This window comes from Curtobacterium luteum (assembly GCF_014646995.1).
Classification (GTDB): domain Bacteria; phylum Actinomycetota; class Actinomycetes; order Actinomycetales; family Microbacteriaceae; genus Curtobacterium; species Curtobacterium luteum.
The window spans coordinates 110,089-134,837 of record NZ_BMOI01000003.1; the positions used below are offsets into that span (position 1 = coordinate 110,089).

Annotated in this window: 24 protein-coding genes; 10 read left to right on the forward strand and 14 right to left on the reverse strand. The window is 73.1% G+C overall.

The window, feature by feature from the left end:
* Window positions 1-219: 219 nt before the first annotated feature.
* The gene (locus IEY20_RS05215; RefSeq protein WP_229727879.1) at window positions 220-870 is read right to left on the reverse strand and encodes a PadR family transcriptional regulator; all 651 of its coding nucleotides are present in this window, start codon (window positions 868-870) and stop codon (window positions 220-222) included.
* A gap of 203 nt (window positions 871-1,073) precedes the next feature.
* On the opposite strand from IEY20_RS05215, the gene IEY20_RS05220 reads away from it, so the two are divergent.
* The 4 genes from IEY20_RS05220 to IEY20_RS05235 all read left to right on the forward strand — a co-directional run bounded on the left by IEY20_RS05220 (window position 1,074) and on the right by IEY20_RS05235 (window position 7,864).
* Complete coding sequence (locus IEY20_RS05220) at window positions 1,074-1,760, forward strand: hypothetical protein (RefSeq protein ID WP_175328319.1); 687 nt, start codon at window positions 1,074-1,076, stop codon at window positions 1,758-1,760.
* Between the two features lie 33 nt (window positions 1,761-1,793).
* The gene (locus IEY20_RS05225) at window positions 1,794-2,231 is read left to right on the forward strand and encodes a hypothetical protein (protein ID WP_175328320.1); all 438 of its coding nucleotides are present in this window, start codon (window positions 1,794-1,796) and stop codon (window positions 2,229-2,231) included.
* A 91-nt stretch (window positions 2,232-2,322) separates the two neighbouring features.
* Window positions 2,323-7,092, forward strand: a complete 4,770-nt coding sequence (locus IEY20_RS05230; RefSeq protein WP_175328321.1) for an ATP-dependent helicase — start codon at window positions 2,323-2,325, stop codon at window positions 7,090-7,092.
* Window positions 7,085-7,864 carry a DNA-formamidopyrimidine glycosylase family protein gene (locus IEY20_RS05235; protein ID WP_031273170.1) on the forward strand — a complete coding sequence of 260 codons (780 nt, stop codon included), beginning with the start codon at window positions 7,085-7,087 and terminating at the stop codon, window positions 7,862-7,864. Before IEY20_RS05230 ends, IEY20_RS05235 begins: the two co-directional genes overlap by 8 nt.
* A 343-nt stretch (window positions 7,865-8,207) precedes the next feature.
* Here the strand turns inward: IEY20_RS05235 and IEY20_RS05240 are convergent, their stop codons facing one another.
* Window positions 8,208-9,128 carry a LysR family transcriptional regulator ArgP gene (locus IEY20_RS05240; protein WP_204620589.1) on the reverse strand — a complete coding sequence of 307 codons (921 nt, stop codon included), beginning with the start codon at window positions 9,126-9,128 and terminating at the stop codon, window positions 8,208-8,210.
* A 68-nt stretch (window positions 9,129-9,196) separates the two neighbouring features.
* Between IEY20_RS05240 and IEY20_RS05245 the strand changes: the two genes are divergently transcribed.
* Window positions 9,197-10,045, forward strand: a complete 849-nt coding sequence (locus tag IEY20_RS05245; protein ID WP_204620590.1) for a LysE/ArgO family amino acid transporter — start codon at window positions 9,197-9,199, stop codon at window positions 10,043-10,045.
* A gap of 109 nt (window positions 10,046-10,154) precedes the next feature.
* Here the strand turns inward: IEY20_RS05245 and IEY20_RS05250 are convergent, their stop codons facing one another.
* The 5 genes from IEY20_RS05250 to IEY20_RS05270 all read right to left on the reverse strand — a co-directional run bounded on the left by IEY20_RS05250 (window position 10,155) and on the right by IEY20_RS05270 (window position 15,775).
* Window positions 10,155-11,630 (reverse strand): APC family permease, encoded by a 1,476-nt coding sequence (locus tag IEY20_RS05250; protein ID WP_175328322.1) that lies wholly within the window; start codon window positions 11,628-11,630, stop codon window positions 10,155-10,157.
* 158 nt (window positions 11,631-11,788) lie between these two features.
* Window positions 11,789-12,661 (reverse strand): hypothetical protein, encoded by an 873-nt coding sequence (locus IEY20_RS05255; RefSeq protein WP_022903188.1) that lies wholly within the window; start codon window positions 12,659-12,661, stop codon window positions 11,789-11,791.
* 71 nt (window positions 12,662-12,732) lie between these two features.
* Entirely contained in the window at window positions 12,733-13,575 is an 843-nt protein-coding gene (locus IEY20_RS05260; RefSeq protein ID WP_175328323.1) for an alpha/beta fold hydrolase, read from the reverse strand.
* A 137-nt stretch (window positions 13,576-13,712) separates the two neighbouring features.
* On the reverse strand, window positions 13,713-14,225 hold the full coding sequence (locus IEY20_RS05265; RefSeq protein ID WP_022903226.1) for a methylated-DNA--[protein]-cysteine S-methyltransferase: 513 nt from the start codon (window positions 14,223-14,225) through the stop codon (window positions 13,713-13,715).
* A complete protein-coding gene (locus tag IEY20_RS05270; protein WP_175328324.1) occupies window positions 14,222-15,775 on the reverse strand; it encodes a DNA-3-methyladenine glycosylase 2 family protein in 1,554 nt (517 codons plus the stop codon). Before IEY20_RS05270 ends, IEY20_RS05265 begins: the two co-directional genes overlap by 4 nt.
* Before the next feature lie 88 nt (window positions 15,776-15,863).
* Between IEY20_RS05270 and IEY20_RS05275 the strand changes: the two genes are divergently transcribed.
* Window positions 15,864-16,445: an MOSC domain-containing protein gene (locus IEY20_RS05275; protein ID WP_229727880.1), complete on the forward strand. Its 582-nt coding sequence runs from the start codon at window positions 15,864-15,866 to the stop codon at window positions 16,443-16,445.
* Here the strand turns inward: IEY20_RS05275 and IEY20_RS05280 are convergent.
* The 5 genes from IEY20_RS05280 to folE form a co-directional block, all read right to left on the reverse strand.
* Window positions 16,429-16,980 (reverse strand): type 1 glutamine amidotransferase domain-containing protein, encoded by a 552-nt coding sequence (locus IEY20_RS05280; RefSeq protein ID WP_022902358.1) that lies wholly within the window; start codon window positions 16,978-16,980, stop codon window positions 16,429-16,431. The two genes, IEY20_RS05275 and IEY20_RS05280, sit on opposite strands and share 17 nt — an antisense overlap.
* A gap of 89 nt (window positions 16,981-17,069) precedes the next feature.
* The gene (locus IEY20_RS05285) at window positions 17,070-17,723 is read right to left on the reverse strand and encodes an HAD-IA family hydrolase (RefSeq protein WP_229727881.1); all 654 of its coding nucleotides are present in this window, start codon (window positions 17,721-17,723) and stop codon (window positions 17,070-17,072) included.
* A gap of 186 nt (window positions 17,724-17,909) precedes the next feature.
* Complete coding sequence (locus IEY20_RS05290; RefSeq protein ID WP_229727882.1) at window positions 17,910-18,647, reverse strand: pyrimidine reductase family protein; 738 nt, start codon at window positions 18,645-18,647, stop codon at window positions 17,910-17,912.
* A complete protein-coding gene (gene folP / locus IEY20_RS05295) occupies window positions 18,644-19,579 on the reverse strand; it encodes a dihydropteroate synthase (RefSeq protein WP_022902355.1) in 936 nt (311 codons plus the stop codon). The genes IEY20_RS05290 and folP overlap by 4 nt, the downstream gene beginning before the upstream one ends.
* Entirely contained in the window at window positions 19,576-20,205 is a 630-nt protein-coding gene (gene folE, locus IEY20_RS05300) for a GTP cyclohydrolase I (RefSeq protein ID WP_022902354.1), read from the reverse strand. The genes folP and folE overlap by 4 nt, the downstream gene beginning before the upstream one ends.
* A 141-nt stretch (window positions 20,206-20,346) precedes the next feature.
* Here folE and IEY20_RS05305 point away from each other — a divergent pair, with 141 nt between their 5' ends.
* Window positions 20,347-21,816, forward strand: coding sequence for an NCS2 family permease (locus tag IEY20_RS05305; RefSeq protein WP_022902353.1), 1,470 nt, complete (start codon window positions 20,347-20,349; stop codon window positions 21,814-21,816).
* 116 nt (window positions 21,817-21,932) lie between these two features.
* On the opposite strand, the gene IEY20_RS05310 is transcribed toward IEY20_RS05305, so the two are convergent.
* On the reverse strand, window positions 21,933-22,394 hold the full coding sequence (locus IEY20_RS05310; RefSeq protein WP_175328325.1) for a hypothetical protein: 462 nt from the start codon (window positions 22,392-22,394) through the stop codon (window positions 21,933-21,935).
* 150 nt (window positions 22,395-22,544) lie between these two features.
* Between IEY20_RS05310 and IEY20_RS05315 the strand changes: the two genes are divergently transcribed.
* From IEY20_RS05315 to IEY20_RS05325, 3 genes are read left to right on the forward strand one after another with little or no spacing between them, the layout of a single operon-like run.
* Window positions 22,545-22,808: a hypothetical protein gene (locus tag IEY20_RS05315; RefSeq protein ID WP_175328326.1), complete on the forward strand. Its 264-nt coding sequence runs from the start codon at window positions 22,545-22,547 to the stop codon at window positions 22,806-22,808.
* A gap of 26 nt (window positions 22,809-22,834) precedes the next feature.
* On the forward strand, window positions 22,835-23,350 hold the full coding sequence (locus tag IEY20_RS05320; protein WP_175328327.1) for a DUF1697 domain-containing protein: 516 nt from the start codon (window positions 22,835-22,837) through the stop codon (window positions 23,348-23,350).
* Window positions 23,347-23,748: a VOC family protein gene (locus IEY20_RS05325; RefSeq protein ID WP_022902349.1), complete on the forward strand. Its 402-nt coding sequence runs from the start codon at window positions 23,347-23,349 to the stop codon at window positions 23,746-23,748. The genes IEY20_RS05320 and IEY20_RS05325 overlap by 4 nt, the downstream gene beginning before the upstream one ends.
* Window positions 23,749-23,851: 103 nt before the next feature.
* On the opposite strand, the gene IEY20_RS05330 is transcribed toward IEY20_RS05325, so the two are convergent.
* On the reverse strand, window positions 23,852-24,749 hold an 898-nt coding region (locus IEY20_RS05330), incomplete at its 5' end, for a glycosyl hydrolase family 65 domain-containing protein (RefSeq protein WP_188888947.1).

The following is a 24,749-nucleotide window of genomic DNA, read 5'->3' on the forward strand; positions in this document are numbered from 1 at the left end:
CGCAGGGCGAGACTCGCGGCACCGGAGGCGAGACTCGCGCTGCCCGACCTGAGACTCGCGGCACCGGAGGCGAGACTCGTGGAGAGCGACCGGTCTCACGCCGTGGAGCGCGAGATCGGTCGCTCAGCCCGAGTCTCGGGGGTGGTGGCGACCGACAGACGGACGGGAGGCGCGGTGCCAGCTGGCACCGTGCCTCCCGTCCGTCACCGGGTCACGCGGTCAGTCCGCCAGGATCTGCAGGAGGTCCTTGCGGAGCTGGTCGACCCTGTCGGTCGCCGCGGCGATCTGCTCGTCCGTCGCGGTCGTCCGGTACATGTGCAGGACGCCCATGGTCTTCCGGAGCGACTCGACGAACGCGCGCTGCGCGTCCGGCATGCCGGGCGCCTCGAACGCGGCCGCGATCTCGTCCGCCTTCGCCTCGGCCTCCGCCCGGCCGGTGTCGGTGAGCTCGAAGAGCGTCTTCCGGCCGTCACCCGTCGAGACGACGAGGTCCTCGTCGACGAGCTGCTGGAGCGTCGGGTACACCGAGCCGGGGCTCGGCTTCCACGCGCCGCCGGTGCGCTCGGCGATCGTCTTGATCACGGCGTAGCCGTTCTGCGGCCCCTCGGCCAGGAGGCCGAGGATCGCGAGGCGGACGTCGCCGCGACGGCGACGCTCCCGCCCGCCGAAGCCCGGGCCGCCGCCGAAGCCGGGACCGAAGCCCGGGCCGAACCCGGGTCCGAAGCCGCGGCCGGGACCGAAGCCGCCGCGCGGGTGGTCGCCACGGTCGCGGCCGGGGAAGCCGGCGCCGTGGTGGTGGTGCCGCGGGCCGCCGAACCGGGGGCCGCGCGGGTACTGGTGCTGCTGGGGGTTCATGTCGTCGAAGCGCATGATGTGTCCTTCCGTCGTGCTGAGTCGGCTCGCGATGCGGTCTGACCGATCGGCCTTCGTGGTATCGCGATGTAGTAACGATACATCGCTGACGCATCGCGCGCATCATGTCCACCTGGGAATGACCTGGATTGCGAAGCGGTCCGACCGCGGTGCACGAACGGCTCTCTGCGTCACATGGCGCGTGAAGGAAGGCAAGAAACATGCAGAAGCAGATCCTCGGCGGCGTGGTCACCGCTGTTCTCCTCTCGGGAGGAGTGCTGGCCGCTCCGGCTGTCGCGTCCGCCGCTCCGGCCGCGCACCCGGTCAGCGCGACCGCGACCACAGCGGCCGCTCCGGTCATCACGGTGACGACGCCCGAAGCGTTCCTCCCCGAGACCCGCGTCACGATCCGCGGGACGGCGACGCCGAACAGCGACGTGTACCTCTCGATCGTCGGCGCGAACGTCCTCAACGAGCAGGTCCGGTCCGACGGTCGGGGCAACTGGTCCTACACCACGAGGAGCGTGCTGAGCGGCAACCTCGCTGGCAACTCGGCCTTCGTCGTGGCGCCCGACGGACGCTGGGCGCAGACGACGTTCGACCTGACCGGCGTCTACCCGCAGCCGACGCACGCCGAGGCAGCGCTCCGCGCCCTCGTCGTCTCGGGCGTCGAGCGGACCGGAGCTTCCTCTGCCCGGCTCTCCGGGACGGCGACCCCGGGCGCCGTGGTCTACGTCCGCTCGGCCGGCTGGTCGCAGGGCGTGGCGGTCGTGGGCGACGACGGCCGCTGGAGCACCACCATCACGATCGCGACCGCACCGGGTGAGGGCAGCTGGCCCGCGGGCAACGTCGTCTACCAGGACCACGCCTCGGGTTCGTCGCGGACGACCTTCGCGATCCCTTCCTGACGGCCGCCGGACGAAGAAAGAGACGAACGAACCATGACCATCACCACGACCATCGCCTCGACCGCCCTCGCCATCGGTGTCGCGGTCACGGGCATCGGGGCCGCCGCTCCTGCGACCGCCGCTCCTGCGATCGCGGCTCCCGCGACGGTGCACGCCGCACCGACCACTGCCGTGCCTCACGGCACGGCACCGTCGATCGACCACGTCCTCGTCTCCGACAGCGCGAGCGCGCCCGCGCTGGTCGTCGGGACGGCGCAGCCGGGTGCGATCATCGAGGTCTCGTACCGCGGGCAGACCGTCACCGTGCACGCAGGCGGAACGGGCACGCCGACGGCAGGGTACTGGGGCAGTGACCTCCCCGGCCTCCAGTTCGGTGGCGGTGACCGGACCATCACGGCCGTACAGATCGTCGACGGCGAGCGTTCGGCAGTCGCCTCGTACGAGTACCACGGGTTCGTCCTCCCGTTCTGATCGGTCCCGAGCGGGGCGTCGCGCCACCGGTGCGGCGCCCCGCTCGTCCCTCGGCCCGTTGTCGGTGGCCGCGGGCAGGATGGGACGGACCATGACGGACGTCTTCGAGCGCTTCTCCCCCGCGACCGCGGAGTGGTTCCGTGGCGCGTTCCCCGCCCCGACCGCCGCGCAGGCCGGAGCGTGGGACGCCGTCTCGACGGGCCAGCACGCGCTCGTGATCGCCCCGACCGGGTCCGGCAAGACCCTGGCGTCCTTCCTGTGGTCGATCGACCGGCTCATCAGCGCGACCGACCGTCCCCCGGCCAAGCAACGGACCCGGGTCCTCTACGTGTCGCCGCTCAAGGCCCTCGGCGTCGACGTGGAGCGCAACCTCCGGAGCCCGCTCGTGGGCATCACCCAGACCGCCCGCCGTCTCGGACTCGAACCGCCGGACGTCACCGTGGGGGTCCGGAGCGGCGACACCCCGTCGTCGGACCGGCAGCGACTCCTCCGGCAGCCGCCGGACATCCTCATCACCACGCCCGAGTCGCTCTACCTGATGCTGACCTCGAGCGCGCGCGAGACCCTGGTCAACGTCGACACGGTCATCGTGGACGAGGTCCACGCGGTCGCCTCGACGAAGCGCGGCGCGCACCTCGCGGTGTCCCTCGAGCGACTGGACGACCTGCTCGAGAGGCCCGTCCAGCGCATCGGCCTGTCCGCGACCGTCCGGCCCCCGGAAGAGGTCGCACGGTTCCTCGGCGGCCGTGCTCCGGTGACGATCATCGCGCCGCCCGCGCAGAAGACCTTCGACCTGCGGGTCGTGGTTCCCGCGGACGACATGACCGAGCTCGGTGCCCCGCCGGTCGGTGCGGACGCCACCGAGTCCCCGACGAACGGGTCGATCTGGCCGCACGTCGAGGAGCGCGTCGTCGACCTGATCGAGGAGCACCGCTCGACCATCGTGTTCGCGAACTCGCGGCGGCTGGCCGAACGGCTGACCGCGCGGTTGAACGAGATCCACGAGGAGCGGGTGCTCGCCGCGTCGGGTGCGGGTGAGCCCGTGGCCGCCGGCGTCGGCGCAGCCACCGGTCCGGTGCCGGTCACGCAGTCACCGGGCCGCGCGTCCGCCCACGCCCCCGTCGCCCAGCCGAAGCGACCGCCGGCCGACGTCATCGGCGCGTCCGGGCAGACCGCCGGGGGCGGTTCCGACGTCAGCGTCCCGGTGCTCGCGCGGGCCCACCACGGCTCGGTGTCGAAGGACCAGCGCGCCATCATCGAGGACGACCTGAAGTCCGGACGACTCCGCTGCGTGGTCGCGACGAGCTCCCTCGAGCTCGGCATCGACATGGGCGAGGTCGACCTCGTCGTGCAGGTCGAGGCCCCGCCCTCGGTGGCCAGCGGCCTGCAGCGGGTCGGGCGCGCCGGGCACCAGGTCGGGGAGATCTCGCGGGGCGTGCTGTTCCCGAAGCACCGCGCGGACCTCGTCAACAGCGCCGTCACGGTCGAGCGCATGGTCGCCGGCGAGATCGAGTCGATCAGCGTGCCGGCGAACCCGCTCGACGTCCTGGCGCAGCACACCGTCGCGGCCGGTGCCGTGGACACCGTCGACGTCGAGCACTGGTTCGAGCTCGTCCGCCGCAGCGCGCCGTTCAGCGGCCTGCCGCGCTCCGCGTTCGAGGCCACGCTCGACCTCGTGACGGGTCGCTACCCCAGCGACGAGTTCGCCGAGCTCCGGCCCCGGCTGGTGTGGGACCGCGTGCACGGCACCCTCACCGGACGTCCGGGGGCGCAGCGCCTCGCGGTGACGAGCGGTGGCACCATCCCCGACCGCGGCATGTTCGGCGTGTTCATGGTCGGAGAACGGGCCTCGCGTGTCGGCGAGCTCGACGAGGAGATGGTCTACGAGTCCCGCGTCGGCGACGTCTTCGCGCTCGGGGCGACGAGCTGGCGGATCGAGGAGATCACGCACGACCGCGTCCTCGTGAGCCCGGCGTTCGGGCAGCCCGGACGGGTGCCGTTCTGGAAGGGCGACGGACTCGGCCGACCCGCGGAGCTCGGTGCCGCGACCGGCGCGTTCGTCCGCGAGGTCGAGGGCGCCTCCGACGACGCCGCGCGGGCCCGGGTGTCCGCCGGAGGCCTCGACGAGCGGGCCGTGACGAACCTGCTCACCTTCCTCCGCGACCAGCGCGCGGCGACCGGGTACGTGCCGAACGACACGACCCTCGTGGTCGAACGGTTCCGCGACGAGCTCGGCGACTGGCGGATGATCATGCACTCGCCGTACGGCATGCAGGTGCACGCGCCGTGGGCCCTCGCGGTCGGAGCCCGGCTGCGGGAGCGGCACGGCATCGACGGCGACGCCATGGCGGCCGACGACGGCATCGTGGTGCGCATCCCGGAGACCGACGCGGAGCCCCCCGGAGCCGACCTGTTCGTCTTCGACCGCGACGAGCTCGAGGTCCTCGTGACCGACGAGGTCGGCGGCTCCGCGCTCTTCGCCGCCCGGTTCCGGGAGTGTGCGGCGCGGGCGCTGCTCCTGCCCCGGCGGAACCCCGGGCAGCGGTCGCCGCTCTGGCAGCAGCGTCAGCGGGCGTCCCAGCTGCTCGAGGTCGCGCAGAAGTACCCGACGTTCCCGATCGTGCTCGAGACCGTGCGCGAGGTGCTGCAGGACGTCTACGACGTGCCGGCGCTGCTCGGGATCGCGGACGACATCGCCGGGCGACGGATCAAGCTCGTCGAGACGGAGACCGAGCAGCCGTCGCCGTTCGCCCGGACGCTGCTGTTCGGCTACGTCGCCGCGTTCATGTACGAGGGCGACTCCCCGCTGGCCGAGCGGCGAGCGGCGGCGCTCTCACTCGACTCGACGCTCCTCGGCGAGCTGCTCGGACGCGCCGAGCTCCGTGAACTGCTCGATCCGGCCGTCATCGCGTCCGTCGAGCAGGACCTCCAGCGGCTCTCCCCCGACCGCCGGGCCCGTGACGCCGAGGGGCTCGTGGACGTCCTGCGGCTCGTCGGCGCGCTCGACCTCGACGAGCTCACGGCCCGCAGCTGGGTCGCCGCCGACGACGACACCGCACAGGTCGCCGCTGCCCTGCAGACGCTGGAACGCGATCGTCGGGTGCTGTCGTTCTCCCAGGCCGGCCAGACGCGGTGGGCCGTCATCGAGGACGCCTCGCGGTTGCGCGACGCCCTCGGGGTCCCCCTGCCCATCGGTGTGCCGACCGCGTTCGTCGAGCCCGTCGCCGACCCCCTCGGCGACCTCGTCGGCCGGTACGCACGGTCACACGGGCCGTTCTCCGCGCACGAGGCCGCAGCACGCCTGGGCCTCGGGGTCGCCGTCGTCCAGGACACCCTCCGCCGACTCGCCGCCGACCGCCGCGTGGTCGAGGGCGAGTTCCGCCCGGACCGACAGGGCGCGGAGTGGTGCGATGCCGAGGTGCTCCGCCGCATCCGCACGAAGTCGCTCGCCGCGCTCCGGCACGAGGTCGAGCCGGTGTCGCCCGACACCCTCGCCCGCTTCCTGCCCGCGTGGCAGCACGTCCACACTCCCGGCGCCCGCGGCGGTCTGCGTGGCATCGACGGCGTGCTGCAGGTCCTCGACCAGCTCGCCGGGGTCGCACTGCCCGCCAGTGCGTGGGAGTCGCTCGTCCTGCCCTCGCGCGTGACCGACTACACCCCGTCGATGCTGGACGAACTGACGGCGACCGGCGAGGTCCTGTGGTCCGGCGGGGGGACCCTGGCGGGGAACGACGGCTGGGTGCGGTTCCACCTCGCCGAGACGGCGGACACCACGCTGGCGGAGCCGGACGGTGGCGAGACGACCGAGCTGCAGCGCGACGTGCTCGGAGCCCTCGCCGGCGGCGGCGCGTACTTCTTCCGGCAGCTCGCACAGGCCGTCGGCAGCACCGACGACAAGGCCCTCGGCACCGCGCTCTGGGACCTCGTGTGGGCGGGGCAGATCACGAACGACACCCTCGCGCCGCTCCGGTCCGTGCTCGCCGGCAAGGCGAAGAGCACGAGCACGCCGCGGACCCGCGCCTACCGCGGGCGTCGCCGGCCCACCCTGCCGAGCCAGTCCGGACCACCGACGGTCGGCGGTCGCTGGTCGATCCTGCCCCTCGCACAGTCCGACGCCACCGTCCGCGCCGCCGCGACCGCCGAGCAACTGCTCGAACGCTACGGGGTCGTGACCCGCGGTGCCGTGCAGGTCGAGGGCGTCCGGGGCGGGTTCGCCGGGGTCTACCGCGTGCTCGCCCGCTTCGAGGAGTCCGGCCGAGCACGTCGCGGCTACTTCGTCGAGGGCCTCGGCGCCGCACAGTTCGCGACGGGCCCGACGGTGGACCGGCTCCGGACGTTCGCGCGCGACCTCGACGACGACGAGCGTGCCGACCCGGAGCGTGACCGGCAGGCGATCACCCTCGCCGCCACCGACCCCGCGAACCCGTACGGGGCGGCGTTGCCGTGGCCGACCGACGCGTCGGGCGCCGGCACGGACAGCGCCGCGGTGACGAGTGCCGGGGTCGGCACCGATCCCGCGTCCGGGGCCGGCACCGTTCCCGCGTCCGGAGCCGGGGTGCCGGACAAGCAGTCGGGGCGCGGACACCGTCCAGGGCGCAAGGCGGGTGCGCTCGTGGTCCTCGTCGACGGCGCGCTCACCGTGTACGTCGAACGCGGCGGGAAGTCGGTCCTGACCTTCAGCGACGACCCGGGTGACCTCGCCGCCGCTGCCGTGTCGATCGCGTCGACGGTGCGCCGGGGCCTCGGCAAGCTGTCGGTCGAACGGGTCGACGGCGCCTTCGTGCTGGAGGCCCCGCTCGGCCAGGCGCTCCGTGACGCCGGGTTCACCGCCACACCGCAGGGGGTGCGACTCCGTGCCTGAGGGCGACACCGTCTACCGGGCCGCCCACCGGCTGCACGCCGCACTCGCCGGCAAGGAGCTCACCCGCAGCGACTTCCGCGTACCGGCGTTCGCGACGCTCGACCTCGTGGGCCGCACGGTCGACGAGGTCGTCCCCCGCGGCAAGCACCTGCTGCACCGGATCGGCGACCTGACCGTGCACTCGCACCTGAAGATGGAGGGCCGTTGGGACGTCTACGCCCCCGGGGAGCGGTGGCGGCGGCCCGCGCACCAGGCCCGTGTCGTGCTCGACGCCGCCGACGTCTCGACGGTGGGCTTCACGCTCGGCATCCTCGAGGTGGTCCCCCGGGAGCAGGAGCCGGAGATCGTCGGGTACCTCGGCCCCGACCTCCTCGGGTCCGACTGGGACGCGGACCTCGCGCTCGCGAACCTCACGCGGGACCCGGAGCGGCCGATCGGGCTCGCCCTGCTCGACCAACGTGTGCTCGCGGGGCTCGGCAACGTCTACCGCGCCGAACTCTGCTTCCTCCGAGGCGTGCTGCCGACCCGTCCGGTCGGGCAGGTCGCCGACCCGGCACGGGTGATCGCCCTCGCGAGCCGACTCATCGCGGCGAACCGTGACCGCAACGCGCGGGTGACGACCGGTGTGGACCGCCCGGGTCGCCGACTGTGGGTCTACGGACGCGCCGGCAAGCCCTGTCTGCGCTGCGGGACGCCGATCCGCCGGGGCGAGCTCGGCGAGTCCGAGCTCACGCTCCGAGACACCTACTGGTGCCCCCGCTGCCAGAGCTGACGACCGATCCGGTCAGCGGTCCGCCGCGATCACAACACACTGCTCGACCGAGCGCGCCGCGCCGGGGTCGTGCGCGAACGCGGTCGGCATCGGCGACGCTCCTCGTCCGAGCCCGCGTCCCGCGTCCCGCGTCCCGCGCTGCACGGTTGACGGGCCAGAGCGGACCGTCGAAGCACGCGGAGGTTGGGTCGGACGTCGGCGTCGGCGCACCCGACCAGGAGGACGGCGATGACGGCTGCCCCCGGGGACGTAGCCACGGTCGTGGTTCGGTTCAGCATGACCTCGCCGCTGCGTCGGGTCCGGTCGCAGGTCCCTCAGGTCGGTCCGTCTTGCGCGGTCCGGGTCACCGTGGCGGGTGCAGGTGCTCCGCGGCCGTCGCCCGGACGGCTTCGGTGACGCGCTCGAGCATCGGCGACGCCAGGTTCCACCGCTGCCACCACAGCGCGACGTCCGCCCTCCGTCCGGGCACGAGTTCGACGAGCTCGCCGCGGTCGAGCGGGTCGGTGCACTGCGCCTCGGGGAGGAGGCCCCACCCGAACCCGAGCCCCACGGCCCGGGCGAAGTCCGCCGAGGTCGGGACGAAGTGCCGTGGCCCGCGGGGGGCGTGCCCGAGGACCCGTCGGAGGTACCCCTGCTGCAGGTCGTCGGCACGGTCGTAGTCGACGAGGGGCACGCGGTCCAACCGGTCGAGCACGCGTCGCTCGCTCGCCGTCGTCGGGTCGACGTCCGCGAGGTACCGGTCGACGAACGACGGGGCCGCGACCGCCCGGTAGCGGTCGACGCCGAGGGCGACGGACGAGCAGCCCTGGACGGGGTCGGCCTCGGCCGTCACGGCGGCCATCACGGTGCCGGCGCGGAGCAGCTCCGCAGTGCGGTCCTGGTCTTCGCGGTGCAGGTCGAAGACGACCTCGGTCTCGGCGCGCACGAGGGCGAGCGCGTCGAGGAACCAGGTGCCGAGGGAGTCCGCGTTCACCGCGAGGGGGATCGACGGGACGGTCCCGGTCTCGCCGTCGAGCGCCCGGGCCGTCTCGTCGTCGAGCAGTCGCGCCTGCCGTGCGTGCCGGAGGACGATCTCCCCCGCGGCGGTCGGCGTGACCGGGGACGTCCGCCGGAGGAGCACCCGGCCCACCTGCTGCTCCATCGCCTTGATCCGCTGGGACACCGCGGAGGGCGTGACGGCGAGCGCCCGGGCCGCAGCGTCGAGCGTGCCGTGGTCGACCGCGGCGAGGAGGGTCTCGAGGTGCTCGCGCTGGAGCCGGATCATCAGCACAGCTTACGGTGGTGCAGGAACGTGAACTGGGCTTCAGGCAGTTCGACGCCTAGCGTCGGAGGGTGATCGTCCCGCTCCTCTCCGGCCTCGGCACCGGCCTCGCCCTCATCGTCGCCATCGGTGTGCAGAACACCTACCTGCTGCGACTCGCGGTGTCCGCCGGCCTCCGCGTGGTCGCTGCTGCGGTCGTGGTCTGTGCCGCATCCGACGCCGTCCTCATCGTCGCGGGCGTCCTCGGGGTGGGTGCTGTCGTGGAGCGGTTCCCGGTGGCGCTCGTGGTGGTGCGCTTCGTCGGCGCGGCGTTCCTCGTGGCGTACGGTGTGCTCGCGGCGCGACGGGCACTCCGTCCCGTGGGGCAGGCGCTCCGGCTCGAGGACGCGGCGGACCCGGCCGAGGCAACCGCGCCCCTCGTCGGACATCGCGCCCTGCCGGACCGGGGCGCGGTGTCCGCCGCGGGGCGCGAAGCACAGCCCGCCACGCCCGCCGCCACCGCCGCACCCGTCGCCGCGCCCACCGCGACCGGGACCGGGACCGGCCGCGCGACGGCAGCACCCGACCCGACCACGTCGACGACGGGGGCAGCGCGGACGGGGCGTGCCGCGCCTCCAGGCCGGGCGGTGACCGCGCGCGCCGCGGTGGCCACCATGCTCGTCTTCACGTGGGCGAACCCGCACGTGTACCTCGACACGCTGGTCTTCCTCGGCTCCGTGGCGAACCAGCAGGGACCGGTCGAACGGTGGCCGTGGACGGTCGGAGCGGTCCTCGCGAGCTGCGTGTGGTTCGCCGCGGTCGGCTTCGGCGGACGGCTGCTCCGACCGCTCTTCGCGAAGCCGCTCACCTGGCGGGTGTTCGACGGCCTCGTGGCGGTCGTGATGCTCGGCTTCGGGATCGCGCTCGTCGTCGGCGCGTGACGCGGTGCGGCCTGCGGCTGCACGACCGAAGTCGGCTCGAACCACGGGTTCCGCTGGTTCGAGCCGACTTTCGTTCTGCGGACGCGTCCCGCAGGACGCGCCGAGCGCGCTACCGCAGCGCCTGACCCACCCGGCTGTGCCGACGGCTGTAGCCGAAGTAGACGGCGAAGCCGATCGCGAGCCAGATCACGAAGCGGATCCAGGTCTCGACCTCGAGGTTGAGCATCAGCCAGAAGCACAACGCCGCGGAGAGGATCGGCAGCACCGGCGACCACGGCACCCGGAAGGCCCGCGGAGCATCCGGCCGCGACCGGCGCAGCACGACGATGCCGATCGACACGAGCACGAACGCGGACAGCGTGCCGATGTTGATCATGCCCTCGAGCTTGTCGACCGCGGTGAACCCGGCGATGAAGGCCACGACGATCCCCGCCACGACCTGTACCCGCACCGGGGTCTGCGTCTTCGGGTTCGTCTGCGAGAACCAGCGCGGCAGCAGACCGTCACGGCTCATCGAGAACACGATGCGCGACAGGCCGAGCAGCAGGACCATGACGACGGTGGTCAGCCCGATGAGCGACCCGATGGCGATGATGCCGGCCGCCCAGGGCAGCCCGACGATGTCGAACGCGGACGCCAGGGAGGGCGCGTCCTCCTGCGCGAGCCGCTGGTAGGACACCATGCCGGTGATGACGATGCTGACGCCGACGTAGAGCAGCGTCACGATGCCGAGACCGATGAAGATGCCGCGGGGCAGGGTCTTCTGCGGGTTCTCGGTCTCCTCGGCGCTCGTCGCGACGACGTCGAAGCCGATGAAGGCGAAGAACACCAGCGACGCGGCCGCGAGCAGCCCGAAGACGCCGTACTGGGCCGGGGCCTGCCCGGTGACGAAGGACACGAGCGACTGCGTCAGCACGCCGCCCTCGGCACCCTTGGACGGCTCGGCCGGCGGCACGAAGGGCGTGAAGTTGGCGGCCTTGACGAAGAACGCGCCGGCGACGATCACGAAGACGACGATCGCGACCTTGATGACGGTGATCACCGCGGACACCCGGGACGACAGCCGCGTCCCGAACGCGAGCAGCACCGTGAAGACGCCGACGATGAGGACCGGGCCCCACGTGAAGCCGATCGGGCCGAGCTGGATCGTGGAGGGCAGGTCCACGCCGAAGACCCCGAACGCGGTGCTGAGGTAGATGCCCCAGTACTTCGCGATCACGGCGCTGGCCGTCAGGGTCTCGAGGATCAGGTCCCAGCCGACGATCCAGGCGAGCAGCTCGCCCATGGTCGCGTAGGTGAACGTGTACGCGGAGCCGGCGACGGGGATCGTGGACGCGAACTCGGCGTAGCACATGATCGCGAGGCCGCAGGTGACGGCCGCGAGGACGAACGACACGATGACGCTCGGCCCGGCGAAGTTCGCGGCGGCGTTCGCGCCGACGGAGAAGATGCCGGCGCCGACCGCGACCGCGATCCCCATCGCGGCGATGTCGAACGTCTTGAGGGACCGCTTGAGCGAGCGGCCCTGCTCTTCGGAGTCGGCGAGGGAGGCCTCGATCGACTTGACACGGAGCGGTGTTGCCATGGGGTGGTTCCCGTCATCGGCTGGCGGCGGACCCCGTGAGGGTACTGGTGTACCACCCCGACACGCAAAGCGTCCGCGTGGACGGTCCTCCCACCACGGAACGGCCGGGAGGCTCGGCTTGCCTCCGTGCGGCAGGTGCCGCCCGGCGGTGGCTCGCGTCAGGCCGCGCGGGTCCAGTCCCGCAGGAAGCGTGCGCCCGCCTCGTCGTGGATGACGCCCTCAGGAGCGGTGAGCACCGGGTAGGACGTCGCCGGGACCCCGTCGGCCGGCCGGACGTCGACGTGGGCGACGTCGTGGCCGTTCGCGTGCAGCCAGTCCGCCATCGCGTAGTCGCTGCGGGAATCGCCCATCGTCCGCCACGCGACCGGCAGTTCCCCGTCGGCCGCGAGGAGCTCGAGCGACCGCTCGGCCCCGAGGTCCTTGCCGCTCCGGTCCGACTCGACGTCGGTGGAGATGATCGTCGGGTCGATGCGCCACGCGACGCTGCCGTCCGCTGCCGGTCGGACGTCGTCGAGCCGGCGGACCCCGAGTCCCCGGCGCACGAGCGCTCCCATGGCCTTCGCGTCGAACTCCGGCTGCCGCTCGAGGTACGTGGCGTTCGGCACCTCCACCCGCTGCTCGATCGAGACCATCGCGCGCTTCGTCTCGTCGAAGAACACCAGGTCCGCGTACTCGGCGCGCACCAGCTCCCGCATCTCGTCGGCGTAGTCGCGAGGCAGTGCGAGGTCCTCGGCGACGGTGAGCTCGCCCATGCCGCCCTCGTACTGCGGTCCGATCGAGCACCAGACCGCGCCCTTCTCGCACACGGCGTGCACGCGGCCACCCTCGGCCAGCCCACCGGCGAGGAGCGGCGCCACGACCTCGGAGCGGATGAACGCGTCGCTGCGGCCGGTGTTGAAGACGATCGGGATGCCCTCCGCCGCGAGGGCGACGAGGTCATGGACGATGCTCGGGATCGCGATCGTCCGGGTCACCGGACTGGCGATCGGGCCGTCGACGTCGAGCAGGAGTCCGAGACGGGGTGCGGTCACGGGACCATCTTCGCAGGAGTGCAGCGCCCCCGGAGGACGGGGCGCGGTCACCGCCCGGGCGCCCGGCGCGGTCACCGCCCGGGAGCCCCCGGCCGTGCGGCGCCCACGAACCGGTCGATCGTCCGCCGCACCATGGTGGGCTCCGGACGGTGCCACTGCCCCGGCAGCTCGAGGTGCGCGGCCCCCGGGACGGCCTCCGCCAGCGCGCGCGCGGCCTCACGCATGAAGTCCGGACCGCGATCGCCGGACGCGACGAGCACCGGGACGCCCACCGAGGCGGCGATGCGCTCCGGGATGGCGAGCCCGTTCAGGACGCGGACGTCGCGGGGCAGCACGTGGGCGTCACCGAGCAGGGCCGACCACACCCCCGGTCGGAGCCGGAGCAGGGCGACCTGACCCATCGGCACGCCGAGGACGTGCGCGAGGAACGCCCGCACCGTCTGGGACCGACGCCCCGCCGCGACGTGCTCGTCCAGCAGGTCCGCGAACACGACGTCGTCGACGTGGTGTTCGACGCTCGCCCGGAACGGCGGCTCGAAGAGCACCGCCCGGCTGATCGGCACCCCCGCGGCCAGGCCGTGGATGACCACCCCGGCGCCGACGCAGTTGCCGTACGCCGTCACCGGACCGGGCACCGACCCGACGACCGCGCGGAGGTCGTCGACCTCGCGCTCGATCGCCCACGGCGCCGTGTCGCCCGACGCACCGCGCCCCCGCCGGTCGTAGGTGACCACCCGGTAGGAGTCGGCGAGCGCTGCGACGAGCCGCTCGAGGTACGGGGTCCCGCGGTGGTCGAACGCGCCGCCCACGACGACGAGCGCCGGCCCGCTGCCGGTCTCCGTCACCGCGAGCGCGGTGCCGTCCGCGGACACGACGGTCCGGTCGACGGTCCGGGGCGGGACGGGAGGGTGCATGTGGTCCTCGAGAGGTCGTGCGACGGCGGTTCGCCGGGTCCTCGGGACGGACCGTGCGGGAGGTGTCCTGCGAGCATGGCAGGCCGGGCGAGGCTCGCCAACACCCGCAATGAGGGGAGGACGGCGCGGTGCAGCCCTCAGACGAGCGCCGTCGTCCCGACCGACTCCCGCTCGAGCAGCGACCGCTTGACGTCGAGGCCCCACGCGAAGCCGCCGAGCGTGCCGTCGCTGCGGAGGACCCGGTGGCAGGGCACGAAGAGCGCGGGAGCGTTCCGCGCGCAGACGCTGGCGGCGGCCCGCACGGCATCGGGTCGTCCCATGGCGGCCGCGAACTCGCGGTAGGTCAGGACGGAGCCTGCGGGGATGTTCCGCAGCTGCCGCCAGCCCTCCGCGAAGAGCTCGGTGCCGGCCTGCCGGACCGGGACCTGCATCGCGTGCTCGAGCTCCCCCGCGTAGAACGCGTCGACGGCGTCGGCCGAGGCCACACGGCCGTCGAGCACCCGGCCCGGCCGGTACCGTTCGGCGATCCGGGCGAGGACCCGGTCGGCCTGGTCGGTCCAGCCCGAGGCGAGAACCCGCCCCTCGGCGTCCTCGAGCACGGTGAAGGGGCCGTCGGGGGTGTCCAGCGTCTGGATCGTCGCGTCGGTCATCGTTCGTCCTTCCGGGCGGCCGCAGCCGCAGTCGTCATGTGGCCGACGCCGGCCGTCGCCATCGCGCGGTCGACGATCGGTCGCCAGCAGTGCATCGTCAGGTAGCTCCGCCACGGGGCCACCTGCTCCGACCGTAGGGAGAGCTCGCGGACCGCACCGAGCAACCCGAGTTCCTGTGCACCGTTGCGCACCGCGAGGTCGCTGTGCAGGAACAGGTCGGGGTGGTGCCGGACACGGAGCGCTACGTAGTCGGCGGTCCACGGGCCGATCCCCTTCACCGCGAGCAGGCCCTCGCGGAGCTCCTGCAGGGACTGCCCCGCATCCACCACGAGCGATCCGGCGGCGAGCGCCGCGGCGACCCGGAGGATCGTCTGCACCCGGGCCGCAGGACCGCGGAGGACGGACCCGCCGCGCTCGGCGATCGCGTCCACCGTGGGGAAGAGCCGGCCGCCGGGCAGCACCGACTCCGGCGCGGTGGCGCCGAGTGCGGCGACGAGCCGGGTCTGCGCGGTGCGGGCCGCAGCGACCGAGACCTGCTGCCCGATGAGGGTGCGGATGACGACCTCGTGCGGGTCGACCGCGCCGGGCAGCCTGATGCCCGGGACGCGCGCGACCGCGGGTGCGAGCTCGGGCAGGGTCGTCAGCACGGCGTCGACGGCGACGGGGTCGGCGTCGAGGTCGAAGAGTGCGCGGACCCTGGCGACCAGCGTGGGGAGGTCGGACAGGTCCTCGACCCGCACCCGCAGGTCGATCCCGGCCGCCCGCCCGGCGGCGGCCGTCGCGCGGAACCAGCCCGCGCCTCCCGGCAGGGAGACCAGCCGTCCGTACGAGGTGACCCGGCCGTCGGCGTCCACGTCCACCTGCTCGGTGCCGGGCAGCGCGTGCAGCGCGTGCCACTCGAGCAGCCCCTGGGCGTCGAAGGGCGCGCGTGCCGGGAAGTGCACGTGCAGGGCGCCGTCGCCGACGGGCCGCAGCGTCCGTCGTGCGCGGAGCTCGGTCGGCGTGACCGCGAAGACCTCGCGCACGGTGTCGTTGAACTGGCGGACGCTCGCGAACCCGGCGGCGAAGGCGACGTCGGCGATGGGCAGGTCCGACGAGGTCAGCAGCGTCCGCGCGGTCTGTGCCCGGTGTGCCCGGCTGAGCGCCTTCGGTCCGGCACCGAGCTCGGTCGTCATGATGCGGTTCAGCTGCCGCTCGGAGTAGCCGACACGGGCGGCGAGACCGGGCACGCCGTCGCGTTCGACGACGCCGTCGAGGACGAGCCGCATCGCGCGGCCGGCGACGTCCTCGCGGAGGTCCCACTCCGGGCTGCCCGGCGTGGCCTCGGGCAGGCAGCGCTTGCAGGCACGGAACCCGGCGAGGTGGGCGGCGGCGCTCGTCCGGTAGAAGGTGATGCCAGACGCACGTGGCGTCCGTGCTGGGCAGGACGGCCGGCAGTAGATGCCGGTGGAGTGCACCGCGGTGACGAACTGACCGTCGAACCGCGCGTCGCGCGAGGCGACGACACGGTACCGCTCGGCGTGCAGGTGGTCGGTCCCGGTGCTGGTCACGGGTCCAGCGTCGCACGGCTCACCGACATCGACTGGCGGGAATCGGACACGGCAGCGCCGGACGGGAGGCACGGCTAGCGTTGGTCCCGTGACCACCGACGAGCCCGTGGCAGCGCCGGACGGCCTGCCCTGCCGGACCGACGTCGAGATCGTGCTGCTCCTCGCGTCGCCCCGGCACCGCTACGAGGGGCGCCCGGCGGACGGCGCGCTGCCCGCGGACCCGTCCGGGCCCGAGCTGCGTGACCGCGTCGAGGTGCGTGCCGGTCTCGGGATCGTCGGCGACCGCTACTTCGCCGCGCGGGCGCACGTCCACGCGAGCGTCACCGTCGTGGGGATCGAGGGACTCGAGGACGTGGCCCGCTCGGTCGGCGCCCCCGTCGACCCGGCGGCGACCCGACGCAACGTGGTCCTCCGCGGCGCCGACGTCGAGGCACTCCGGGGTGCGCCCTTCGCCCTCGACTGCGGGGACGGGGTCGTGCGCTTCCGCGGGTACCGGCCCGCGAACCCGTGCGCGTGGATGGACCACGAGGTCGCTCCGGGGGCGTTCCGGGCGATGCGGGGACGGGCGGGGGTCCGGTGCGATCCCGAGTCCGACGGCGTGCTCGTCGTCGGGCCCGCGACGCTGTGGACCGCCCACCCCGTCCCGCTGGGGGCTACGCCGACGCCGTGAGGGCGTGCTCGATCGCGTCGACGAAGGCGGGCAGGTCGTCCGGGTTCCGGGAGGTGATCAGGCCGCCGTCGACCTGCACCTCCTGGTCGACCCACTCGCCACCGGCGTTCCGGACGTCGGTCTGCAGCGACGGGAACGACGTGAGGGTCTTGCCGGACACGACACCGGCCTCGATGAGGGTCCACGGGCCGTGGCAGATCGCCGCGACGGGCTTGCCGGCGTCCGCGAAGGCCTGCACGAGCGCGACCGCGTCCGAGTCCTGCCGGATGGTGTCGGCGTTGATCGTGCCACCGGGGACGACGAGCGCATCGTAGTCACCAGCGCCGCTGACACTGCCGATGGTGGTGTTGGACGGCACCGACTTGCCCGGGTCCTTGTCGCCGACCAGCGTCTGGATCGAGCCGGACTCCTGCGCCGCCACGGTGACGTCGGCGCCGCGCTCGCGGAGCTGGTCCGTGGGGACGACGATCTCGTCCTGCTCCACGCCGTAGTTCGTCGCGATGACGAGGATCTTCTTGCCGTCGAGGGCTGCCATGGTCGTTCCTTCCACGGCCCGGTACTTCCGGCCGCGGACCCCACGGTCGTCGTCCGCCGCTGGACGGGCTCGCAGTCGGCAGGCGTTGCTCAGCCCCGCACGCGGAAAGCGGACCCTTCACGCTCGACGGTCAGCCCGTCGTACCCCGCGATCCGTGGCAGCCCCTCCGTGACCGGGCTCGAGAGCTCCCCCACGACGATCGTGGTCGCACCGGAGGCGACGGCCGCCTCGACCCCGGCGGGAGCGTCCTCGAACGCCAGGCAGCGCTCCGCCGGGACCCCGAGGAGTGCGGCGCCGCGGAGGTAGCCCTCCGGGTGCGGCTTGCTGCGCTCGGCGTCCTCGGACGGCACGAGGGCGTCCGGGACGGGCACACCCGCGGCGATCATGCGCTTCACGGCGAGCTCCCGCGGGGCACTCGTCACGAGGGCGATCGGCACACCGAGGTCCTGCAGCCGCCGGACGAACGCGGCTGCGCCGGGGACCTCGACGATGCCCTCGACGTAGTCGATCTCGGCGGCGATCATCGTGTCGACGATCACCTGCTGCTCGGCGCGCGGCAGGTCCGGCAGGAAGCGCTGGATCGTGTCGATGGTCTGACGGCCGTGGGAGAACCCGAGGATCTCGGCCGGGTCGAGGCCGTGCTCGTCGCCGAACCGGGTCCACGCGGCCTCGACGACCGCGGTGGAGTCGACGAGCGTCCCGTCCATGTCGAACAGGACCCCGGACACCACGACGTCGATCACACGTCCGACCCTAGCGGGCGTGCCGAGACTCGGGGTGGGCGCCCCGAGACTCGGGCCCGGCGCCCCGAGACTCGGGGTGGGCGACGGTTCTCGCGGCCGCGACCACGAGAACCGTCGCGCAGGACGAGACTCGGCAACGCGCCCGCCCCCGCCGGCGCCGGCGGCGCCGCGGGCGGCGCCGGCGCGTCAGGCGCGCACGTACCGCGTCAGCAGGACGCCACCGTCGCCGAGCAGCACGTGGGCCGGCCGCATCCGACGGAGCTCCGGCGAGGAGGCCGTCGCGATCCGGGGTCCCTCGCCGCCCTCGAGCGTCGGGTCCACCGTCAGGGTCAGCTCGTCGACGAGGTCCGCCCCGATGAGCGCCCCGAAGAACGACGGGCCGCCCTCACAGTGGATGCGCTCGAGCCCCCGGTCGACCAGTGCCCGCACCGCTGCGGTCACGTCGAGGGAGTCGTCCCCGCACGCCACCACGTCCGCCACCTCGGCGAGCGCCCGCCCCCGCTCGGAGGAGGCGCCGGACCCCGAGGTCAGCACCACCGGCCGCACCGGCGCCTCGGTGAACACCCGGGAGGTCGCCTCGAGCGACGCCGAACCGCTCACGATCGCGAAGACCGGGTGGTCGGGCATGCCGCGCGCCCGCCGCCACGCCACGTCGGCGTCGTGCAGCACCATCGGCCCGTACTCCTCGTCCCGGACGGTCCCGGCGGCCACGAGGACCACGTCGGCCGTCCGGCGGAGCAGGTCGAACACCCGCAGGTCGTCGTCGCCGCCGAGGTCGGCCGTGCGACCGGACGCCGAGGCGGACCCGTCGAGCGTGGTCACGAAGTTCACCCGGAGCCAGGGCCCGTCCGGCACGCCGGCCCGGTACAGCTCGAGGAGGTCGTCGTCGGCCAGGTCGGCGATCGATGTCGGCAGTGCGTTCACGTGTTGTGCCTCGCCTCCACGGGTTCGCGCCAGCCGAGGACCGCCTCGACCATGCGCATGGCGTCGACGCTCTCGACGACGTCGTGCATCCGGACGATCCGCGCCCCGAGCATCGCGCTGACCGTCGCCGCAGCCAGCGATCCGGACAGACGCGCGCCGCGGGGACGCCCGAGGGACTCCCCCACGAAGTCCTTGTTGGACACCGCGGCGAGCACCGGGTAGCCGAGTGCGACGACCTCGGGCAGCCGGCGCGTCAGCTCGAGGGTGTGCACGGTGTTCTTGTTGAGGTCGTGTCCGGGGTCGACGATGATCCGCGACTCCGGGATGCCCGCCGCGAGCGCCCGGTCGACGCGCTCCCGGAGGAAGTCGACGACCTCGCGGCCGATGTCGTCGTAGTGCGGCGGGACGGGGAGGTGCTGCCGGGGCGGTGCGGTCGAGTGGGTGATGACGACCGTCGCGTCGGAGTCCGCGACGACGGCGGCCATCCGCGGGTCGGACAGGCCGGTGGTGTCGTTGACGACGCTGGCACCGGCAGCGATCGTCGCCTCCGCGACCTCAGGCCGGAAGGTGTCGACCGAGATCACCACGTCGGACTCCTGCGCCAGCTGGGACACGACCGGCAGGACGCGGTCGAGTTCGTCGGCGGCGGAGAGCTCCGGGCCCGGAGCGAACTTGACCCCGCCGATGTCCACCCAGTCGGCGCCCTGCTCGGCCGCGCGGACGGCGGCGGCCACGGCCTGGTCGAGGGCGAACGTCGCGCCCTGGTCGTGGAAGGAGTCGGGCGTGCGGTTGACGATCGCCATCACGGCGACGCGGTGGTCGAAGTCGAACGTGCGGCGACCGATGGTCCGGACCGGGTCGCGCAGGTCGGGCACCACCCAGCCGGGTGCTGCACCGGCCTGGAGGCTCGGCTCGCGCTGCTCGGTCGTCATGCGTCCGCCCCGCGGTCGGCCCCGGCGGCGGGTCCTCCGGCCGTTCCGACGCCAGCGCCGATCAGCGCGATCGCCTCGGCACGCCCGGCCTGGTCGGCGAGGGTCCCGGTGGCGGCGACGGTCACGGTGGACGAGCCCGTCTGGCGCTCGCCCCGGGTCGTCACGCACTGGTGCTGCGCGTCGAGGACGACCAGGACCCCCGTGGCGTCGAGTCCCTCGGCGATCGTCGCCGCGACCTGCTCACCGAGCCGCTCCTGCAGCTGCGGACGTGAGGCGACGGCGTCGAGCACGCGGGAGAGGGTACCGAGGCCGATGAGCTGGTCGCCCGGCGCGTAGGCGAGGTGCGCGACCCCGATGAAGGGCAGGAGGTGGTGCTCGCAGACCGAGCGGAACTTCACGTCGCGGACGATGACGAGCCGGCCCCGGTCGCCGTCCTCGGCGTGCACGACACCGTCCCGGGCGATCGCGACGGCGTCCGTCCCGATGCCCGAGAAGAACTCCGCGTAGGAGTCGGCGACGCGGCCGGGCGTGCGGGCGAGTTCGGGGCGGCCGGGGTCGTCCCCGATCGCGAGGAGGAGCTCGCGCACCGCGGCCTCGATGCGTGCGCGGTCCAGTCGTTCGTTCACGTGCTCATCCAACACCGTGCCTGGCCGCAGAACGCGAGCGGTCACCCAACGCGACGTACCCCGGGGTGCCGGACCGGGCCTCCCGTCCGGTGGCGCGCCAGCGCGGCGCGCCGCGCTCCCAGGGTTCTGTAAACTCCTCCGGTGAGCGCCCAGCAGACCGAAACGCCGCCCCGGAACCGCGTCGCATCCGGACTCGACCGCTTCTTCTCGATCACGAGCCGCGGTTCGACCATCCCCCGAGAGATCCGTGGTGGTCTCGTCTCCTTCGTCACGATGGCCTACATCGTGATCCTCAACCCGCTGATCCTCGGCGGGTTCAGCGCCGACCAGGCGGCGAAGGACGTCACCGGCGGCTGGCTCGAGAACGCGCAGGTCGCCGCGGCGACCGGGCTCGTCGCCGGCCTGATGACCATCGCGATGGGCGTCGTCGCGAACCTGCCCTTTGGCATCGCGGCCGGGCTCGGCATCAACTCGTTCCTCGCCGTGAGCGTCGTCAAGCAGGTCACCTGGCCGGAGGCGATGGGGCTCGTCGTCATCAACGGCGTGATCATCGTGATCCTGGCGCTGACCGGCATCCGGACGATGATCTTCACGGCCGTGCCCGCACAGCTCAAGGCCGCGATCACCGTCGGCATCGGCCTCTTCATCGCGTTCATCGGCCTCGTCGACTCCGGGTTCGTCCGGTCGTCCGGTCTCGCGTCCCCGCCGCTGCAGCTCGGCGAGGACGGCTCGGTCGGGGCCCTGCCGACGATCGTGTTCCTGATCGGGCTCGTCATCATCGGCACGCTCATGGCCCGACGGGTCAAGGGCGCCCTGCTCATCGGCATCGTCGCGACGACGATCATCGCGATCATCCTGCAGGCGATCTTCCACGTGCCGACCTCGGTCGACTCGAAGACCGGCTGGAACCTCAACGCCCCGGGCCTCCCGTCGGCGCTGTTCGCCGTGCCGGACCTGTCGCTCGTCGGCCACTTCGACCTCGGTGCGTTCAGCCGCATCGGCCCGCTCGCCGCGTCGATGCTCGTCTTCACCCTCGTCTTCACGAACTTCTTCGACGCGATGGGCACGATGACCGGCCTGGCGAAGGCCGCCGGCGTCGCGAAGCCCGACGGCACCTTCCCTCGACTCAAGTCGGCGCTCGTCGTCGAGGGCGTCGGGGCGATCGCCGGCGGCGGCGCGTCGGTGTCGTCGAACACGGTGTTCATTGACTCGGCGTCCGGCATCGGCGAAGGCGCCCGCACCGGGATGGCGTCCGTCGTCACGGGTGTGCTGTTCCTGGCGTCGATGTTCCTCACGCCGCTGACCCAGGTCGTGCCGCTCGAGGTCGCCGCCGCGGGCCTGGTCGTCGTCGGTGCGCTCATGGTCGCGCAGGTCGCGGACATCTCGTGGACGGACTTCGGGTCGGCACTGCCGGCGTTCCTCACGATCGTCGTGATGCCGCTGACGTACTCGATCGCGAACGGCATCGGCGCGGGCTTCATCAGCTGGGTGCTCATCAAGCTGCTGTCCGGCCGCGGTCGCGAGGTCTCGTGGCTGCTGTACGTCGTCGCGTTCGGCTTCCTGCTCTACTTCGCCCGCGGGCCGCTGGAGGCGCTGCTCGGCGTCGGGTGACGCGGTGGCGCGGCGCGCGGTGCGCGGTGCGCCGCGGATTCGCACAACCGAAGTCACCCCGAACCACGGATCGCCGTGGTTCGGGGTGACTTCGGTTGTGCGGGGCGCAGGTCGCGTCAGCTCGGCAGGTCCGCCGGCAGCGCCTCGTGGTGGCGTCGACCCTGCGTGCGCCGGTCCTCCTTCATGCCCGCCTCGAACAGGTGCCGCCTGCCGTCGACCAGCTGGTCACGCGCGGCCTTCTCGAGCTCCTTGGCGAGCGCGTAGTAGCCGTCGTCGTAGTCCTCCATGACCTGGAACGTCCACCGCCCCGCGATCACGTTCCGCCCGACCAGCTCGGTGTCGATGCGGTCGGCGAGGTCGGTGTGCCCGGCCTTCCGGAGCTGCTCGACGGCCTCGCCGAGGTTGAGGTCCGCCATCCCGGTGAGCCGGTGGAACCCGTAGAGGAGGCCGCGTGCGTGCTCGATGACCTCGACCGCCGCGGACAGCGTGCCGAGGGCATCGACGGTCGCCTCGGACACCCCCTCGGGCACCTGGTGGGCGGCGTCGGGTCCCTGGTCGTCGTGCTGCTGATCCGTCATGGCTCTCGTCTACCGGAGCGGTCCTCGTGACGTTCCGAGGTCGGCGTCCCCCGGGTGTTCCCCGGGCTCCGGGCCGCCCACCGCATCCTCGTTGCCCGTCGCCGGATCGTGGCCTACCATTCGAACACACGTTCGAACGAGGAGGACATCGTGGTGATCATCGACACGGCCGCGACCGTCTGGTGGACCGCCGGCGTGCCCGTCCGGCTGGTGTGGTCCGGGCGTCGCTGGCGGGTCACGGACACACCCACACGGCTCACCGTGACCCGGGCGGAACTGCCCACCGCCATCACCCACGCACCCGAGCGGACGGTCGGATGGCGCTTCCAGGCGACGGCCGAGGACGGCGAGACGCTCGTCGTCGACATCGTCCCCGAAGGCGGCGGCTGGGGCGTCGCCCGCACGTGGACGTGACCGGCCCGGCGCGCTACGGTCCCGACATGACCAGGTGGATCGCCCTGCTCCGCGGGGTGAACGTGAACGGGATCACGATCCGGAGCGCCGACCTCGCCGCGACCTTCCGCACGCTCGGGTACGCGGACGTCCGGACCGTGCTCGCCTCGGGGAACGTCGTGTTCACCGCCCCGGGCGACGCGTCGGTCGTCAAGGCGGACGTCGAGCAGGCGCTTCGCGATCGGTTCGGCTACGACGCCTGGGTCGTGCTGCTCCGTCACGACGACCTCGCCGGCATCGTCGAGGGCTTCCCGTTCCCGTCCGGGCCGGACCGGCACGACTACGTCCTCTTCGCTTCGGAGGGCGCCGCACTCGACGACCTGCTCGCGGACCTCGCCCTCGACGACACGGTGGAACGGGTCGCACGGGGGGCCGGTGTCGTCTACTGGTCGTGTCCGAAGGGGTCCAGCACGGACACGACGTTCGCCAAGCGGGCGGGCGCGGTCCGGTTCAAGCGGACCACGACCACCCGCAACACGAACACGCTCCGGAAGCTCCTGTGAGCGTCGCGGCGCGCGGTGCCCTGCACCACGTCGAGCTCCGGGTGGCCGACCTCGACCGGGCCGTCGCAGCGTGGGGCTGGTTGCTCGGCGAACTGAGCTACGAGCCGTACCAACGGTGGGACGACGGGCAGAGCTGGATCGCGGGCGGGACGTACGTCGTCATCGAGGCCGCACCCCTCGACGGGGTGCACGACCGGCGCCGTCCGGGGCTGAGCCACCTGGCGTTCCACGCCGGGACGACCGCTGACGTCGAGCGCCTGTGGCGTGCCGCGCCGGCCCACGGGTGGGCGCAGCTGTACGCCGACCGGCACCCGTACGCCGGGGGCCCGGACCACCACGCCGCGTTCCTCGAGGACGGCGAGCGCTGCAAGGTCGAACTGGTGGCGACCACGCGCTGACGACCGCCGACGCGGTACCGCGCGCAGCGCCTCCAGGCCACCGCGCGCAGCCCGGCCGGCGTCCGAGCGGGCGGAGTCCGACCGGGCGGAGTCCGACCGGGCCCTACGCGGTCGTCTCGTCCGCCTCGAACTGCCGCTCGAGCGAGATCGTCGGGATCGATGCCGTGATGACCGACCCGTCCGCCCGGAGCGTGCCCTGGATGTCGCTCGTGGTCGGCGCGCGACCGGTCATCCGCGGCCCCTGGTGCGGCAGCGGCACCACCGTCGGCTGGTCGGCGGAGAGGTCCCACTGCTGGTTGTGGACCCAGACGGTGAAGCCCTCGCCGTGCTCGATCGTGAACGTCAGGGTGTCCTGCTCGAGGTCGACCTTCACGCGCGAGCCCCGCACCGTCAACCGGTAGGTGATCCGCTCCCACGACTGCGGCAGCCGCGGGTTGAAGGTCATCCGTCCGCCGTGGTCGCGCATCCCGCCGAACCCGTTGACGAGCGCGCCCCAGATGCCGCCCGTCGAGGCGATGTGCACCCCGTCGGTGGTGTTGCCGTGCAGGTCGGCGAGGTCGACGTAGAGCGCGGTCTGGAAGTACTGCTCCGCGAGCTCGCAGTACCCGACCTCGGCCGCCATGATCGACTGCACGACGGCGGACAGCGTCGAGTCGCCCGTCGTCAGCGCGTCGTAGTAGTCGAAGTCGCGACGCTTCTCGGCCGCGGTGAACTCGTGCCCCTGCAGGAACAGGGCCAGGACGACGTCCGCCTGCTTGAGCACCTGGAACCGGTAGATCACCAGCGGGTGGTAGTGCAGCAGCAGCGGCCGCTTCGACTCCGGCGTGTTCTCGAGGTCCCAGAGCTCCTTGTCGAGGAACTGGGCGTCCTGCGGGTGGATGCCACGGTGCGGGTCGAAGAGGATCTCCATCGACTCGGCCGCGCGCTCCCAGCCGGTGACCTCCTCCGGCCGCAGCCCGGTCCGGCGCACCATCCGGCCGTACTCCTCCGGGTCGTCGGCG

Bases quoted from the DNA above. Each gene is read 5' to 3' on its own strand.
- IEY20_RS05215 (WP_229727879.1), bottom strand. From the start codon at position 870: ATGCGCTTCGACGACATGAACCCCCAGCAGCACCAGTACCCGCGCGGC.
- IEY20_RS05220 (WP_175328319.1), top strand. From the start codon at position 1,074: ATGCAGAAGCAGATCCTCGGCGGCGTGGTCACCGCTGTTCTCCTCTCG.
- IEY20_RS05225 (WP_175328320.1), top strand. From the start codon at position 1,794: ATGACCATCACCACGACCATCGCCTCGACCGCCCTCGCCATCGGTGTC.
- IEY20_RS05230 (WP_175328321.1), top strand. From the start codon at position 2,323: ATGACGGACGTCTTCGAGCGCTTCTCCCCCGCGACCGCGGAGTGGTTC.
- IEY20_RS05240 (WP_204620589.1), bottom strand. From the start codon at position 9,128: ATGATCCGGCTCCAGCGCGAGCACCTCGAGACCCTCCTCGCCGCGGTC.
- IEY20_RS05250 (WP_175328322.1), bottom strand. From the start codon at position 11,630: ATGGCAACACCGCTCCGTGTCAAGTCGATCGAGGCCTCCCTCGCCGAC.
- IEY20_RS05260 (WP_175328323.1), bottom strand. From the start codon at position 13,575: ATGCACCCTCCCGTCCCGCCCCGGACCGTCGACCGGACCGTCGTGTCC.
- IEY20_RS05265 (WP_022903226.1), bottom strand. From the start codon at position 14,225: ATGACCGACGCGACGATCCAGACGCTGGACACCCCCGACGGCCCCTTC.
- IEY20_RS05280 (WP_022902358.1), bottom strand. From the start codon at position 16,980: ATGGCAGCCCTCGACGGCAAGAAGATCCTCGTCATCGCGACGAACTAC.
- folP (WP_022902355.1), bottom strand. From the start codon at position 19,579: ATGACGACCGAGCAGCGCGAGCCGAGCCTCCAGGCCGGTGCAGCACCC.
- IEY20_RS05310 (WP_175328325.1), bottom strand. From the start codon at position 22,394: ATGACGGATCAGCAGCACGACGACCAGGGACCCGACGCCGCCCACCAG.
- IEY20_RS05320 (WP_175328327.1), top strand. From the start codon at position 22,835: ATGACCAGGTGGATCGCCCTGCTCCGCGGGGTGAACGTGAACGGGATC.